At 62.5% G+C, this 14,257-nt stretch carries 17 protein-coding genes and 1 pseudogene; 8 read left to right on the forward strand and 10 right to left on the reverse strand.

The window, feature by feature from the left end:
- Positions 1–72: 72 nt before the first annotated feature.
- From TK49_RS22385 to TK49_RS22395, 3 genes are all read left to right on the forward strand, one after another.
- Complete coding sequence (locus TK49_RS22385) at positions 73–759, forward strand: heavy metal response regulator transcription factor (RefSeq protein ID WP_045220160.1); 687 nt, start codon at positions 73–75, stop codon at positions 757–759.
- Complete coding sequence (locus tag TK49_RS22390) at positions 759–2,156, forward strand: heavy metal sensor histidine kinase (protein WP_045220162.1); 1,398 nt, start codon at positions 759–761, stop codon at positions 2,154–2,156. Before TK49_RS22385 ends, TK49_RS22390 begins: the two co-directional genes overlap by 1 nt.
- Before the next feature lie 242 nt (positions 2,157–2,398).
- Positions 2,399–2,632, forward strand: coding sequence for a hypothetical protein (locus tag TK49_RS22395; RefSeq protein WP_045220164.1), 234 nt, complete (start codon positions 2,399–2,401; stop codon positions 2,630–2,632).
- Between the two features lie 180 nt (positions 2,633–2,812).
- On the opposite strand, the gene TK49_RS24660 is transcribed toward TK49_RS22395, so the two are convergent.
- On the reverse strand, positions 2,813–2,980 hold the full coding sequence (locus TK49_RS24660; RefSeq protein ID WP_154205931.1) for a hypothetical protein: 168 nt from the start codon (positions 2,978–2,980) through the stop codon (positions 2,813–2,815).
- 162 nt (positions 2,981–3,142) lie between these two features.
- Between TK49_RS24660 and TK49_RS22400 the strand changes: the two genes are divergently transcribed.
- The 3 genes and pseudogenes from TK49_RS22400 (at position 3,143) to TK49_RS22405 (ending at position 4,400) form a co-directional block, all read left to right on the forward strand.
- Entirely contained in the window at positions 3,143–3,505 is a 363-nt protein-coding gene (locus TK49_RS22400; protein ID WP_045220165.1) for a COG4315 family predicted lipoprotein, read from the forward strand.
- Between the two features lie 75 nt (positions 3,506–3,580).
- Positions 3,581–3,709, forward strand: a pseudogene (locus TK49_RS25245) (hypothetical protein); the annotation flags it as partial.
- Between the two features lie 193 nt (positions 3,710–3,902).
- Positions 3,903–4,400: a c-type cytochrome gene (locus TK49_RS22405; protein WP_376717870.1), complete on the forward strand. Its 498-nt coding sequence runs from the start codon at positions 3,903–3,905 to the stop codon at positions 4,398–4,400.
- Between the two features lie 82 nt (positions 4,401–4,482).
- Here TK49_RS22405 and dsbD read toward each other — a convergent pair whose 3' ends face one another.
- From dsbD to cueR, 9 genes are all read right to left on the reverse strand, one after another.
- The gene (dsbD, locus tag TK49_RS22410) at positions 4,483–6,420 is read right to left on the reverse strand and encodes a protein-disulfide reductase DsbD (RefSeq protein WP_045220169.1); all 1,938 of its coding nucleotides are present in this window, start codon (positions 6,418–6,420) and stop codon (positions 4,483–4,485) included.
- A gap of 118 nt (positions 6,421–6,538) precedes the next feature.
- Positions 6,539–6,868 (reverse strand): P-II family nitrogen regulator, encoded by a 330-nt coding sequence (locus TK49_RS22415; RefSeq protein ID WP_045220170.1) that lies wholly within the window; start codon positions 6,866–6,868, stop codon positions 6,539–6,541.
- A gap of 58 nt (positions 6,869–6,926) precedes the next feature.
- Positions 6,927–7,589, reverse strand: a complete 663-nt coding sequence (locus TK49_RS22420; protein WP_045220521.1) for a methyltransferase family protein — start codon at positions 7,587–7,589, stop codon at positions 6,927–6,929.
- A 158-nt stretch (positions 7,590–7,747) separates the two neighbouring features.
- Positions 7,748–7,993 (reverse strand): DUF2933 domain-containing protein, encoded by a 246-nt coding sequence (locus tag TK49_RS22425; RefSeq protein WP_045220174.1) that lies wholly within the window; start codon positions 7,991–7,993, stop codon positions 7,748–7,750.
- Positions 7,994–8,044: 51 nt separating this feature from the next.
- The gene (locus tag TK49_RS22430) at positions 8,045–8,356 is read right to left on the reverse strand and encodes a hypothetical protein (RefSeq protein ID WP_045220523.1); all 312 of its coding nucleotides are present in this window, start codon (positions 8,354–8,356) and stop codon (positions 8,045–8,047) included.
- Between the two features lie 131 nt (positions 8,357–8,487).
- Positions 8,488–8,730, reverse strand: a complete 243-nt coding sequence (locus TK49_RS22435) for a hypothetical protein (RefSeq protein WP_154205932.1) — start codon at positions 8,728–8,730, stop codon at positions 8,488–8,490.
- A gap of 121 nt (positions 8,731–8,851) precedes the next feature.
- Positions 8,852–9,235 carry a hypothetical protein gene (locus tag TK49_RS23795; protein ID WP_052698572.1) on the reverse strand — a complete coding sequence of 128 codons (384 nt, stop codon included), beginning with the start codon at positions 9,233–9,235 and terminating at the stop codon, positions 8,852–8,854.
- Between the two features lie 112 nt (positions 9,236–9,347).
- The gene (locus TK49_RS22445) at positions 9,348–11,756 is read right to left on the reverse strand and encodes a heavy metal translocating P-type ATPase (protein WP_045220178.1); all 2,409 of its coding nucleotides are present in this window, start codon (positions 11,754–11,756) and stop codon (positions 9,348–9,350) included.
- Positions 11,757–11,768: 12 nt separating this feature from the next.
- Entirely contained in the window at positions 11,769–12,197 is a 429-nt protein-coding gene (cueR, locus tag TK49_RS22450; protein WP_045220528.1) for a Cu(I)-responsive transcriptional regulator, read from the reverse strand.
- A gap of 95 nt (positions 12,198–12,292) precedes the next feature.
- Between cueR and TK49_RS22455 the strand changes: the two genes are divergently transcribed.
- Both TK49_RS22455 and TK49_RS22460 read left to right on the forward strand, forming a co-directional pair.
- Positions 12,293–13,558, forward strand: a complete 1,266-nt coding sequence (locus TK49_RS22455) for an IS256 family transposase (protein WP_045220114.1) — start codon at positions 12,293–12,295, stop codon at positions 13,556–13,558.
- A gap of 285 nt (positions 13,559–13,843) precedes the next feature.
- Positions 13,844–14,257 carry a hypothetical protein gene (locus TK49_RS22460; RefSeq protein ID WP_024979368.1) on the forward strand — a complete coding sequence of 138 codons (414 nt, stop codon included), beginning with the start codon at positions 13,844–13,846 and terminating at the stop codon, positions 14,255–14,257.

Consider the following 14,257-nt stretch of genomic DNA (forward strand, 5'->3'; position numbering starts at 1 on the left):
CTTGGTGTGATGCGGCCCACAGCGCGGTACTCTACAGCCCATACAAGCCATAGAAAGTGATTCAGGCGCAATATGAAGCTGTTGGTCGTCGAGGATGAACCCAAAACCGGAGAGTACCTGCAGCAAGGCCTGACTGAAGCCGGCTTCGTGGTGGATCTGGCCCGCAACGGTACCGACGGCCGGCATCTGGCCATGACGAGTGACTACGACTTGCTGGTGCTGGATGTGATGCTGCCTGACGTGGACGGCTGGCAGATCGTCCAATCGTTGCGAGCCGCGGAACAGGCAGTGCCGGTGCTATTCCTGACCGCACGCGACAGCGTGGCAGACCGCGTCAAAGGCCTCGAACTGGGTGCCGACGACTATCTGGTGAAGCCGTTCGCGTTTGCCGAGCTGCTCGCGCGGGTCCGCACGCTGCTGCGCCGTGGAATCGGGGCCGTCTCGGCCGACCGCATCCAGGTGGCCGACCTGGTGCTGGATCTGGCCCGCCGCCGCGCATCACGCGGTGGCCAGAAAATCCCGCTGACGAGCAAGGAGTTCTCCCTGCTGGAGTTGTTGGTCCGGCGCCGTGGTGAGGTCCTGCCACGCTCGCTGATCGCCTCCCAGGTCTGGGACATGAACTTCGACAGCGATACCAACGTGATCGATGTCGCCATCCGCCGCCTGCGCGCCAAGATCGACGACCACTTCGAGCCGAAGCTGATCCAAACGGTGCGCGGCATGGGTTATGTGCTCGAAGCCCCAGAGGAAGCGGCTTGATGGGACGGTTCTCCCTCACGACGCGGCTGACCGCGTATTTCTCGCTGTGCTCGGCAGCCGTCTTGCTGGGCCTGGGTGTCGTGATTGCACTCGCGATGGACCGGCACTTCGCGGTTGAGGATTACACCGCGCTGCGTGAGAACGTCAGTGTCATCCAGAAAATCGTCGAATCGAGCCCCGCCCAGCAGGTGCCGGAGCGAATCCGCGAAGCGCTGCAGCACCGCTCTGATCTCGTTGTGCGCATCCAGGGTCCGGACCAGCAAATTCTGTACGCGTCCAAAGATTTCGACTTTCAGACTGCGATGCAAGCATTGGCACAGCAACGGCGCAACAGCGACGCCCTCGTCTGGGAACAAGGCGGCCAACAGTACCGGGGCATGCACGCGGCAATCCCGCTGCGCGATGGTTCGTCCGATGCCCTCGATATCCTGCTGGGCATCAACACGGACATCCATGCCCACTTCCTGCATACGTTCCGGGGTACGCTGGCCTTCTACATCGCCGTCGCAGCTTTGGCCACGGGCCTGTTCGGATGGTGGGCCGCACGCCGGGGTCTGGCGCCGCTGCGCACCATGGCCTCGCGTGCGCGCACGGTGACGGCCGACAAGCTCGACGAACGCATGCCCGTTGAAACCGTGCCAGTAGAAATGGCGGACCTTGCCGCCACCCTGAACGCCATGCTGGAGCGGCTCCAGAACGATTTCCACCGCCTGTCGGACTTCTCGACCGACATCGCGCACGAACTGCGTACGCCCATCACCAACTTGCTCACGCAGACTGAGGTCGTGCTGTCCCAGCCGCGCGAGGGCACCAAGTATCGCGACGTGCTGACCTCCAACGCGGAGGAACTGCAACGCCTGGCGCGCATGGTGTCCGACATGCTCTATCTCGCGAAGATGGAGCATAGCCTGACACTACCGAGCGCCGAGGACATTCATATCGCTGACGAAATCCGCGCGTTATTCGAGTTCTATGACGCGCTCGCCGAAGACAAGGTTGTCCAGCTCGAATTGCGCGGGGATGGTCACGTCACGGGCGACCGACTCATGCTGCGCCGCGCGCTGAGCAATTTGCTGTCCAACGCCATCCGCCATACCCCGCGACGTGGTCACGTGGTCGTCTCGGTCAGCGATGACCGCGAGGGCATGATGATTTCAGTGGACAACGACGGCGACGAAATCGCACCGCATTTGCTGCCGTTCATCTTTGAGCGCTTCTTCCGAGTGGACAAGTCACGCGCGCGGCCTGAGTCAGAAAGCGCTGGCCTCGGATTGGCTATCACCAAGGCGATCGTCGTGGCACACAGCGGCGCCATCACCGTGTCACGTATTAACGGGCGCACCCGGTTCTCCATTCGCTTACCCCATCGGGTCGAGGTGGCCGATGCGCTCGCTTAGCTTGGGAACCCTTTCGGGCCGGCGCACATTACCGACACATGGCGGTCCGATTACCATTCGGACAGGTACGGGAGTTTGTGGCCTTTCAGACACCGCACCATCGATGCATGGAGGTACCTCACACGATCGCGCATCGGCCTGACGAACTTGTAATACGAGGGTCACGTTTCTGTTATTCGCGAGTCTCTACACTGCATACGCAGAGTAAGACCTTGTTTCAACTTCAAGCAGGAGAGAACGCGATGAACTACCTCAAACAGTCCGCCCTAGTGGCAGCCGCATTGCTGACGCTGAGCATGAACGTAGCCGGCGCGGCCGGCGGCCCTGGACCGCGCGACGTCTATACCGATGGTGCTCAATCCGTTGGAGCGCGCGACCCCTACACTGATGGCAGGGGCGGAACTCGCGATGTCTACACCGATGGCGCGAATTCGATGGGTAAACGCGATCCGTACACGGACGGCGGCCATCAATAAAGATCGCCTGGAATTGCACTTCCCCGGTGGCTTGGAGAACCCCTTTTGGGGTTCTTTTCTTATCGCATGTTCGCGGCGGCCCTCTCCCAGTCAGGGTCGTCGAGCACGCTCGCGTTGTCCAGGAGCGTAGCACCTCAATCTCGCAGGTGCACTCGTGACGTCCGTCTTTGCCGGGCGCGTTCACTGGTCCTTTGTTTCGGCTGAAACGTGCAGGTGCAGAAAACGTTCAACCGGAATGACCGCCACAATCCCGGCGCCCGGCGCCGTTGATTTCCCGGCCAACCCTCTAACTGGCCTCGTCGGCATCTGATGGATCGGCGTCACAAAGCGCTCCACCGTAAAATCCATGCTTCGCCTCTTCGTCGACACCGCGGCGTGCTACAGCATCAATTGCCGTGCGGTTTTCACCACCTATACTCATCTCACACAACCGGGATTCCCAGGTCGTTGGTAGCAGCTTGCCGTCCCGACGCTAGCGTAGATATTGATCAACAACGCAAGGAGCACACTATGTCGCGTACCCTGATGATGTTGGCGCTGGGCGCGGTCGCATCGTTTCCGGCGCTTGCCGAGCCGCCCGAGGTTATGCAAGGCAAGCTGGTCGATGAGCACAAGATGACGCTGTATGTTTTCGACAAAGACACTACGGTTGGCAAAAGCGCGTGCAGCGGGACGTGTGCGACCAACTGGCCACCCGCGCTGGCCGATTCATATGACAAGGCGAGCGGCGACTGGAGTTTCATCACCCGTGATGACGGCAAGCGCCAGTGGGCCTACAAGGGCCACCCGCTGTACCGCTGGAGCAAGGACCAGAAGCCGGGCGACACCACCGGCGACGGCGTCATCGGCGCGTGGCACGTGGCCAGGCCTTGACTAGCGCGTTTGAGGGGCGCATGGAAGCCGGTATAAGACGCGGAGCGAACCGCTCCGCCTCGACAGGGCAGTCGGATATGTGTTTCCAGCCCCGACTTGCTCATCTGGTTGCCGCATTTGCAGTGCAATGCTCGTGCGCAGACCGGCGACCGGACCTGGGCGGACGATCTGGTGCAAGACACTTTGGAGCGGGTGTTGTGGCGCTCGCGCCTGCGGCCCAATGATTCAACGACCTGCTCTTCATGCGATCGGGATCGCTTTGGCCTCACTTGCCTTTGGCGCGCCGGCTCGTGCAGAGGGTGACCCCGCGCGTGGTGCACAAGCCGCCCGCACTTGCATGGCGTGCCATTCATTTGCACCGGGTCGCCACTTAACGGGCCCGAGCTTGGCGGGCGTTTTGGGACGCAAAGCAGGCACAGCCAACGGCTTTGCACGCTACTCTGACGCCGTCAAGCAATCAGGTCTGGTCTGGGACAAACGGAACCTCGATGCATGGCTCAAGAATCCGGCGGCCATGGTGCCAGGCAATACGATGACCTTTCCTGGTGTTGCCGATGCACATACGCGAGCCGATCTGGTCGCCTACCTTGAGGCAGTTTCCACGGGGCGCGTGAAGGTGCCCGATCATGGCCTACCGAACTTGAAGGAACTCGATGCGGCGTCGCGGGTTACCTCAATCCGCTACTGTGGCGATACCTATCGTCTGACCACCGCCGACCGGAAGACCCATGCCTTTTGGGAGTTCAACCTGCGATTCAAAACGGATGGCAGCGCTGCGGGCCCGGCTGCCGGCCAACCCGTGCTGATCGACACAGGCATGCAGGGCGACCGCGCCGCCGTGGTGTTCGCACGCCCTGAGGAAATCTCGGCCTTCATTCAAAGGCGGTGCCCATAAAAGAACTGGCCACCCAACCCGCTGCATCCGGAATGCGGTGGCAATGCCGTTGTATAGCTGCGGATGGGGAATCGGGCAGTCCTCAACGCTTCCCGCTGTCGTTCCACGCCGTCGAGAGACTGTCGAGGAAAAGGCCTGCGGACTGGAAGCCGATCACCCGCACCGGGCTCTCACGTCCGTCGACACCGTACAAGATGATCCCGGGTGGGCCGAACAGGCCGAAGCGTTTGAGCAGGGCGCGGTCTTCCTCAGTATTGCGGGTCACGTCCGCCTGCAGCAGTACAACACCAGCCAGCCGTGCCTGGACTCTCGGATCGCTAAAGGTCAAGCGTTCCATCTCCTTGCAACTGACGCACCAATCGGCATAGAAATCCAGTAGCACCGGCTTGCCGGCCGCGGCGGCCTGCACCAGGCGCGCGTCGAGTTCGACCACAGAACGGATGCGCTCGAAGCGCACCAGCGCCGGGCCAGCCGTGGAGGCAGGCGCCACCTGGCGATCCCGCAGGTGCGACAGCGGCTGGAGCAGATCTCGTCCACCTGACGCGAGACCGACCAGCAGGATCGCCCCTGCCAGCGCGGCCACCACGCCCATGCCTTTGCCCAACCGGGCCAAGCTGCGAGGCTCGGGACCAAGCGAATCAAAGGCACCCAGGAAGGCGGCGGCAATCAGCAGCAGCATGGCCCATGCTGCCATCAATACCCAGGGTGGCAAAAGCGGGCTGACAGCCCAGATCGCCTCGCCGAGCAACAGGAAACCCAGGAAGCGCTTCGTCACCTTCAGCCAGTGCCCAGCGTGCGGCACGAGATAGCCGGTAGCGACGCCGACCAGCACCAGCGGCACTCCCATACCGATCGCCATAGCGAATAGTGCGCCGCCAGCGCCAACGGCATCACCGGTTTGCTCGGCGTAGGCCAGCGCGCCCGCCAGCGGCGCAGGCACGCTGCGAACGACGACCAATGCTGCAACCACCCCCGATGCTGCGGCAATGGCAATCCGTCCGCCCGACCACCGGTTCGCGGACGCCGCCATAGGGGGTTGCCACCCCAGTTCACAGAGCCCGAACATCGACAGCGCCAGGGCCACCGCCAGCGCGGCAAAAACTCCCAGCGCCCACGGTCCCGCCGAGAATCGCTCGCCGAGCAATCCTGCAGCCATGCCGATACCGGCATGAGCCACCGCCGTTCCGAGCACGTAGGCTGACGAGACCAGCAAGGCGCGACCGCGCGTCACGTGCTCGCCGACGACGATAGACGACAGGATCGGCGCCATCGCCAGCACGCTTGGCGTGAGCGTCAGCAGCAGGCCGAAACCGAGGAAGACCGTGGCAATCTTCCCAAGCTGTTGGCTGGCCAGCACGCGGGCAATGCGGTCGCCGTTGTCCTTCCTTGGCGCGGCTGATGGAACAGCAAGCCGAGTTTGCCCCTCCCCAAAACTGGGCAAAGTCGGCGTCGCCGGCGGCACGAGCGACGTCATTGGTGTGCTGCTCCGATGCTTATCGAATAGGCCACCGAGCAGGCCACCGCCGACCTTGTACACATTCTTCATCGGCGGATAGCAGATTCCTTTGTCGGCACAGCCTTGTGACGTCACCGTCAGCGACCATTCGCCGTCTGCCGGCGCGACCGCCACCGGCACGCGAATGGTGACGCCGGCATGATAGGTCTCCATCTGCTTGCCGAGTGCTTCGTCGAACTTGACCTGCCCGGGCGGAAACTCGGGCGCACCGAGCTTGACCCCTGCCGGCTGCGCTGCGAACGCGAATCGCTCACGGTAGAGGTGATAGCCGTCGGCGATGTCGAAGTGCACCTCGATGGAGCGGTCGTCGAGTTGCCGCGCCGAAAAGCGGAAAGCCTGCTCCGGCGGCAGGAGATCCTGCTCGCCCGCAGCGTGAGCAACGCCAGCGGCGCCTGCGATGCAGAGCCACGTGAAAGCGAGCAGCAGCCAAACGAGCTGCGCCGGGGCGAGGCGTCGTATTCGCCCGCCATCGCCCGTGCGCGTCGCTGCCACGCTCCATCCCATACATCGCTCCCTGACCTCAATGACCGACCACGCCGTGCGATCGCGCTATGCCTCTTGGGGGTGCCCTCATACCTCGCCTGCCACACGGGCACGCGAGCCCGTGCCGTCTACGATGGGATCATTCCGCCGCGCCAGCTGACTCCCCAGCGGGAACGTGAAGATGCAAGAACGCCTCGACGGGAACAACCGCCACGATGCCGGCGCCCGGCACCGTCGATTTACCGACTTCAACGATCGCGTTGGTGATGGCCTGGACCTCGGCCTCATCCGCGAAGATTTCAACCTTGGTGTGCACGGTAGTCAGATCGCTGGAAAAGAAATTCTTGTACTCGCCGTACCCCTTGACCTTTGTGATCGTCAGGCCAGGAGCGTGGACGGTCGCAAGCTGTCTCTCTAGTGACTCAAGCAGTTCAGTGGGAATGATGGCGATGATCCATTTGGTACTCATAACACTCTCCTCGATCACCAAGGTACGACCGCGGCAGCCAGGGCAGTGAGGCGAGAAATCATGAGCCCACGCGCGTGCTGAATAGCTGTTTCCATTGACTGCGGCCCGGTAAGAACATAGGCACCCTGCGCCGATACGCTTCGTAAGCGGCTCCAAAACGGCCGACCATGTCTTGCTCTTCCTTGCGCGCCAGCCTGACATATGCAAACACAATGACTGGCAACAGCACCACGGTGATCAGAGTGGGCCAGTGCACCACCTGACCGAAGACTGCCAGCATGATGCCGAGGTACTGCGGGTGACGGACGAATCCATAAGGCCCCTCTTGGGCGATGCGCCCGGTGCGGCTTGCCCGATAGACTGTGCTCCACCCCCAAATCAACAACACGAGGCCCGGGAGGATGAAGACAGTAGCGATCACCATCTCGACCATTGCGCCTGCCATGCCATAACCGAGCAGCGTTGCCCACAGATGCCCACTGTAGGCGGTCAGCGGTATGTCGATTCCAAGGAAGCCCGTCAGGAGATAGATCGTGAGCGGGAAGCCGTACATTTCCGCATACAGCGCGATCACAAATGCCTGCACGAGACCAGCCCCAGTCCATTCGCGCCAACCTCGCGGCGCCACGTACCGATACAAGATCCACGACACCACCCCAACCAAAATCGCGACAAGGTTCCAGTGGCCGTAGTGCGCACTGAAACTGCTCATAATGTCCATGGCACACCTCCCGCCGACGACGGGATTGGATTTGCCCCGCATCTCCGGAAACCGTCTCACTCTCGCGTTGATCATTCACGCACCGTGCCGGCCTATGGCCCTTGTCCGGCTCGTGCTGGAACCCGCCTTTGCGATACGCGCGCGGCCTCACTGACGATTCACTTTTCGATCCGAAACGGCTCTTTCCGCTCTGGCGTCTGTTCTGGCGTCGGACGGTGTTGCCCCCCCTGATCATTCATCCCCTTCATCATCAGCCACATCGATAGCGGACAGATCAGGATCAGCAGGAAAGGTCCGATACCCAGTACGAACGCGCGGACTGGCGGGAAGATGGCGTAGGCGATCGCCAGGATCGCCACCAGGGCAACACCCATGGTGACCATGGTTCTCGTATTGCATTTCATAGCGCTACTCCTTTCACGGGATGCGGCTGCTTGCGATATGGCGCGGCATCCTTATTTGGTCGGCGAGGTTTGGATCTTGTCCGCGTACTTACGCAGGATTTCCCCCATCGCCTGCATCATTTCTCCATGCATCTGCATCGAGAGCTTCTCGTTGCCGGGCGGCAGCTGCCCCATCATCGGACAACCGCCCATCATCCCGCCTCCGCCGCCCATCATGTGGTCCATCATCATGGAGTGCATGGGGTCTTGCGAACCCGGCTTGGTGCCGTCAGAGCCGCGGCTGGGGCTGGCTGCCATGCTCCAGCCACCAGCCCCAAGCAGGGCAAGCGCTAGCGCAGCGGCCACGACTGATTGCGTCTTCATGTCAATCTCCATATTCGATTGAGTTGGATAGCGCTCACCTGATTTCGTGTGTCATCGACCTGGCGACTGGTCTCTCAGCACCCGCATCACGCTGACGCGGGCGCTTCGATCATCGGCCGCGGCACACACGCTCATTTCGCTTCGGGTAAGCCCTTCGGGCTGCCGCCGTCTGCCGGGCGGGCATCCGTCGATTTCATCATTTCAGCGCACTGCTTCTGTATCGCCTCTTTGCTCGATGCGGCGCCGGAAGCGGCGGCGGAATGCTTTGCTGCCGCGCGCGCACTGTTGATGACATCCCAGTTGGGACCCGCGAAGGCGGCGCTAGCGGCGACACCGAACAAAACAAGTACGGCGACTCTGAGAACGGAGTGCATGATGGTATTCCCCACACAAGGTTTCTTTCGGGCTCATTCCAGGCAGAGTCCGCAGACATCCTGCCGGGGGAGCGATTGAAATCAGTGCTCGCGGCGATGGATTGCCGCGTATGGGGAGTGATCAGATTCGCAAGCGCGCGGTTGCGAGGTAGATGGGCCCAGGTACTGCAGCGGGCCGAGAGGCCTTCAGGTAAGCTGGTCCGGCGTAAAGCGTCGGAGGAAGAATGTGCACGAGCCCGCTTGCGGCGGGCAACATGCCGAGATCGGGAGCATGGCCGTTGGCATCCGCCCAATGGCGGCCATCGTGCCGATGGTCCGCGCAAAGCGCGGGCTGCGCTTCGTCCATGTCCTGGCAATTCGAGGCAACCGCCATCGTCGAGGCGTCCATCATGGCCCCTGCCTCGGGCGGGCAAACGTATCCTGCAATCGCCACGCGCGTGAACAGCACCGTCGCGAGCAACGCGAACGCAAGCAACCGAGCGAAGGGGTGATGGTGATGCTTCATGTATCCCTGCAAACAAGTGCGTTCAGTCTAGGCCTGCTAAAACTTGACCACAAGCCGGGCGCGAATGGGGGACGGTAGGCGGTGGACATGATCTTCATCCCAAATACGGCGCTTAAGGCACCTGCGCTCTCAACCGCAGCGCATTGGAAATCACCGATACCGAACTCAGGCTCATGGCCAATGCCGCGATCATCGGCGACAGCAGCCACCCGGTGAACGGGTAAAGCACGCCCGCGGCCAGCGGGATGCCCAGCGCGTTGTAGACGAAGGCAAATCCGAGGTTCTGTTTCATATTGGCAATCGTGGTTTGCGACAGTTCCCGCGCACGTGCAAGGCCGCGCAGGTCGCCCTTGACCAGCGTGACCTGGGCGCTATGCATCGCCACATCGGTTCCAGTCCCCATGGCGATGCCGACGTCGGCTTTGGCCAGTGCCGGCGCGTCGTTGATGCCGTCGCCAGCCATTGCCACCACGTGGCCTTCGCTCTGGAGTTTTGCGACCAGCGCCAGCTTGTCAGCCGGTTTGACCTCGCCGTGAACCTCGTCAATGCCAAGCGGGCCGGCCACGGCTCGCGCTGTCGCGATGCTGTCGCCGCTGGCCATCACCACGCGAATCCCGGCCGCTTTGAGTGCCGCAAGCGCTTCGGGGGTGCTGGCCTTGACCGGGTCCGAGACCAACAGCAGCCCCGCCAATTTCCAGTCAATGGCCAAGTACATGACACTGGCGCCGTACTGCCCCAGCACATTTGCCCGCAACGCCTGTGATTCAATGGGGACTTGTTCCTGCCGCATCAGGGCGGCATTGCCGAGTATCAGTTGGTGCCCGTCAACCCGGCCCCGCACACCCATGCCCGCGTCCGATGCGAACTGCTCAGCCTTCCCTAACGCCAGGCCACGGTCACGGGCCGCCGCAACGATTGTGGCTGCCAGCGGGTGTTCGCTGCCCTGATCGAGACTCGCCGCCAGGCGCAGCACCGCGGCTTCATCCAACGAATCGACAGCCAACGCCCGCTCGAAGACCGGACGGCCTTCGGTCAGTGTGCCAGTCTTGTCGACGATCAGAGTGTCGACCTTGCGGAAATGCTCGATGGCCGCCGCATCCCGAAACAAGATGCCCTGGGTCGCCGCCTTGCCGCTCGCCACCATGATCGACATCGGCGTGGCCAGCCCCAGCGCGCATGGACAGGCGATGATCAGCACGGCCACCGCATTGACCAGCCCAAAGACCCAGCTCGGCTCGGGACCGAACAATCCCCAACCGAAGAAAGCAAGCACGGCGATCGCCACCACCACCAGCACGAACACGCCGGCCACCTGGTCCGCCATGCGCTGCATGGGCGCCTTCGAGCGCTGGGCCTGGGCCACCATCTGCACGATCTGCGAAAGCACCGTTTGGGCACCGACTTTTTCCGAGCGCATTACCAGGCTACCCGACGTATTGAGCGTGGCGCCGATCACGTGGTCGCCAGGGCGCTTGGAAACGGGCAATGGCTCACCGGTGATCATCGATTCGTTGATGGCGCTTGCTCCCTCGGTCACGACGCCATCGGTTGGCACCTTCTCGCCCGGTCGAATTCGAAGCAAGTCGCCGACATGCACGTGCGTGAGCGGAATATCCTCCTCGCTGCCATCCGGCTTGATGCGACGTGCCGTTTTGGGTGCCAGGCCAAGCAGCGACTTGATGGCGGCCGAAGTCTGCGAACGTGCCTTCAATTCGAAAATCTGGCCGAGCAGCGTCAGTGAAATGATGACGGCAGCGGCTTCGAAGTAGACCGCAATGCGGCCATGCACTACAAAGCTGCGGGGAAACAGCTCGGGCGCAACAGTGGCCGCAACGCTGTATATGAAGGCCGCGCCGGTGCCCAGGCCAATCAGCGTCCACATGTTCGGGCTGCGGTTGCGGAACGACTGCAGGCATCGGGCATAGATGGGGAAGCCGGCCCACAAGACCACGGGCGCGGACAAGGCAAGCTCTACCCAGCCTTGCGCCGCCGGAGCCACTCCCTTGACACGCCCCCCCAGCATTACCAGCGCTACGACAGCGATCGTCAGCGGCAAGCTCCACCAGAAGCGCCGGCGGAACGCCGCGAGTTCGGGATTCTCATCCGCCTCAAGACTCGGCATCGCCGGCTCAAGCGCCATGCCGCACTTCGGGCAACTCCCGGGATGATCCTGGCGGATCTCGGGGTGCATGGGGCAGGTATAGACGGTGTCCGGCGCCGCGTTGGCAGTGTCTACAGCGGAGGTGGCATGAGGATGCGTGTACCGCGTGGGGTCCGCCTCGAACTTCCGCTGGCATGCTGCGCCACAGAAGCTGTATCGGGTTCCCGCGTAGCTTGACTGGTACGGCGTATTGGGCTTGACCGTCATCCCGCACACCGGGTCCCGTTCCTCAGTGGCGGTCACGAGCGTCAGTCGCGTCGCCGTGGCATGCGGGTGACCCCCAGCTTGGGCTCGCTCCGGCTCGCCGTCGTGCCCGGGCGCGGCGGATGACATATGCGGATGCGGTTGTTGGTCGCGCATTTTCGCGGTGCCTCAATGCCTTGTGGCCTGCGGTGCGGGCAATTGCCGTGGGGCTGCGCTGCTGATGGCCTCCAGGATCGGACAAGCAGGTCGATCGTCGCCATCACAATGCTGCGCCAGATACAGCAGGGTGTCCCGCATGCCGCTGAGCGCGGCAATCCGAGCGTCCAGTTCCTGAATGCGCTGCAACGCGATGGCCTTCACCGCCACGCTCGCGCGGCGCTTGTTTTGCCACAGCCCGAGCAGCTCCCGAATCTGCGCCGTGGAGAAACCCAATGCCCGCGCACGCCCAATGAAGCGCAGGGTGTGGATGTCGTTTTCACGATACATCTGGTAGTTTCCCTCGCTCCGGGTAGCCGAAGCGACCAGGCCAATACTCTCGTAATAGCGGATCATCTTGGCCGAGACGCCGGAGACGCTCGCGGCTTGTCCGATATTCATGGCGTGCTCCTCGCTTCCTGTGCGCATGGCACCTTCGGTATCGAGCCTGTCAGGAATTTTGTGTTTGAGGCATAGCATGTTGGAAAGGAGCATCTATGCCAAGCAAGAAGAAACCGGCGGCAGCCGGCACGGCGGCGCTGCCGTCTATTCCCCACGAACTCATTGAACAACTGACCGGCGGCACCACGCCGATGACGGCCGAACAGATCAACGCCACCACCATGGCGCTGAAGAAAGCGCTGATCGAGCGGGCGCTGGGCGCAGAACTGTCGTACCACCTGGGCTACCCGCCCGGCAGCGCCCGCCCCGAGGATGCAGCCAACCAGCGCAACGGCAAGTCCGCCAAGACGGTGCTGACTCAGGACGGGCCGCTGCGCATCGAAGTGCCGCGCGACCGCGCAGGCTCCTTCGAGCCCATCCTGATCCCCAAGCACGAGCGGCGTTTCACCGGCTTTGACGACAAGATCGTAGCCATGTACGCGCGGGGCATGACGGTGCGTGAGATCCAGGGCTTTCTGGCCGAGCAGTACGGCACCGAGGTCAGTCCTGAATTCATCAGTTGCGTCACGGATGAGGTAATGGCCGAGGTCACCGCCTGGCAGGCACGCCCGCTGGAGCCGATGTACCCGGTCGTATTCTTCGACTGTCTGCGGGTCAAGATCCGCGAGGATGCCGTGGTGCGCAACAAGGCCATCTATCTGGCGCTGGGCGTGCTGCCCGACGGCACCCGCGACATCCTGGGCCTGTGGATCGAGAACACCGAGGGGGCCAAGTTCTGGATGAAGGTGTTCAACGATCTGAAGACCCGTGGTGTAGCCGACATCCTGATTGCCGTCACCGACGGCCTCAAGGGCATAGCCGAGGCGCTTGGGGCGGTGTTTCCGACCACGACGCTGCAGACCTGTATCGTGCACTTGATCCGCAACAGCCTGGACTATGCCAGCTGGAAGGACCGCAAGGCGCTGGCAGCGGCGCTCAAGCCCATCTACACGGCGCCCAGCGCAGAAGCCGCAGCGGCCCAACTCGATGCCCTGGAAGCTGGTCCCTGGGGGCAGAAGTTTCCCACGGTGGTGGCGGCCTGGCGCCGGGCCTGGGAGCGCGTCATTCCGTTTTTTGCGTTCAGCCCGGCGGTGCGCAAGGTGATTTACACGACCAATGCCATCGAGAGCCTGCACAGTCAGCTGCGCAAAATCATCAAGACGCGGGGGCACTTTCCCAGCGATGATGCCGCCACCAAGCTGCTGTGGCTGGCCTTGCGCAACATCACGGCTGACTGGGGCCGAGCAGCCAGGCAGTGGAAAGACGCCATGAACCAGTTCGCCATCGCCTATGGGGAGCGCTTTACACGACCGGCCGCGTAATATGTCCACCGGGCTCGTCTGAAACGGCAGCCCGAATAAAAAGCCTTGAACACAAAAATTCAGACAGCCCCTCGGTATCCGGTGTTCGTGGCATCTTTCACGGAACCGGCGCGTGCCCAAATCTTCACGATTTCACGCTACACCCTTCCCAAGTGGGAAGGTCAAGGACGTCGCAATCGTCCTTTTGCCCGACGCCCATGCGGGCGTCTGATCCTGTTTTCCGCGCAGTTGCATTGCGAGCAAAACACGGTATCCTTGCGAAAATCCTGCCACTGCAAAGAACCCTTGCGTCACACGCTGCGCCGGCATCCTTTCTTCGCTGGCATCCTCCTGCTGGTCTTCCTGTCAGTCCAACTGGCAGCGGCGGCGTACGCTTGTGCCGGCAGCCGATACCAAGTGGGCAGCGACAACATGAAGGCCGCCCCGACCGAATCCTGCGCCGACATGGCCAGCGGGACCGATCAGGGCAGCAGCCAGGACATGGACAACGGCGCGCTTTGCCAGGCTCACTGCCAGGCTGACTCCAAGAGCGCCGACCATGTCGCACCGCAACTGCCGGTATTCTTGCCGGTGCTGACGGGCGTCATCGAACCGGCCACCGTGGCTTTTGCCAATCTCCGCACCGTGCTGCGCGCTCAAGTGACAGCGCGCGCGCCACCGCCGCCACTGGCCATTCTTCACTGCAGTTTCCAAACGTAG

The sequence above is a fragment of the Ralstonia mannitolilytica genome (assembly GCF_000954135.1).
GTDB lineage: Bacteria > Pseudomonadota > Gammaproteobacteria > Burkholderiales > Burkholderiaceae > Ralstonia > Ralstonia mannitolilytica.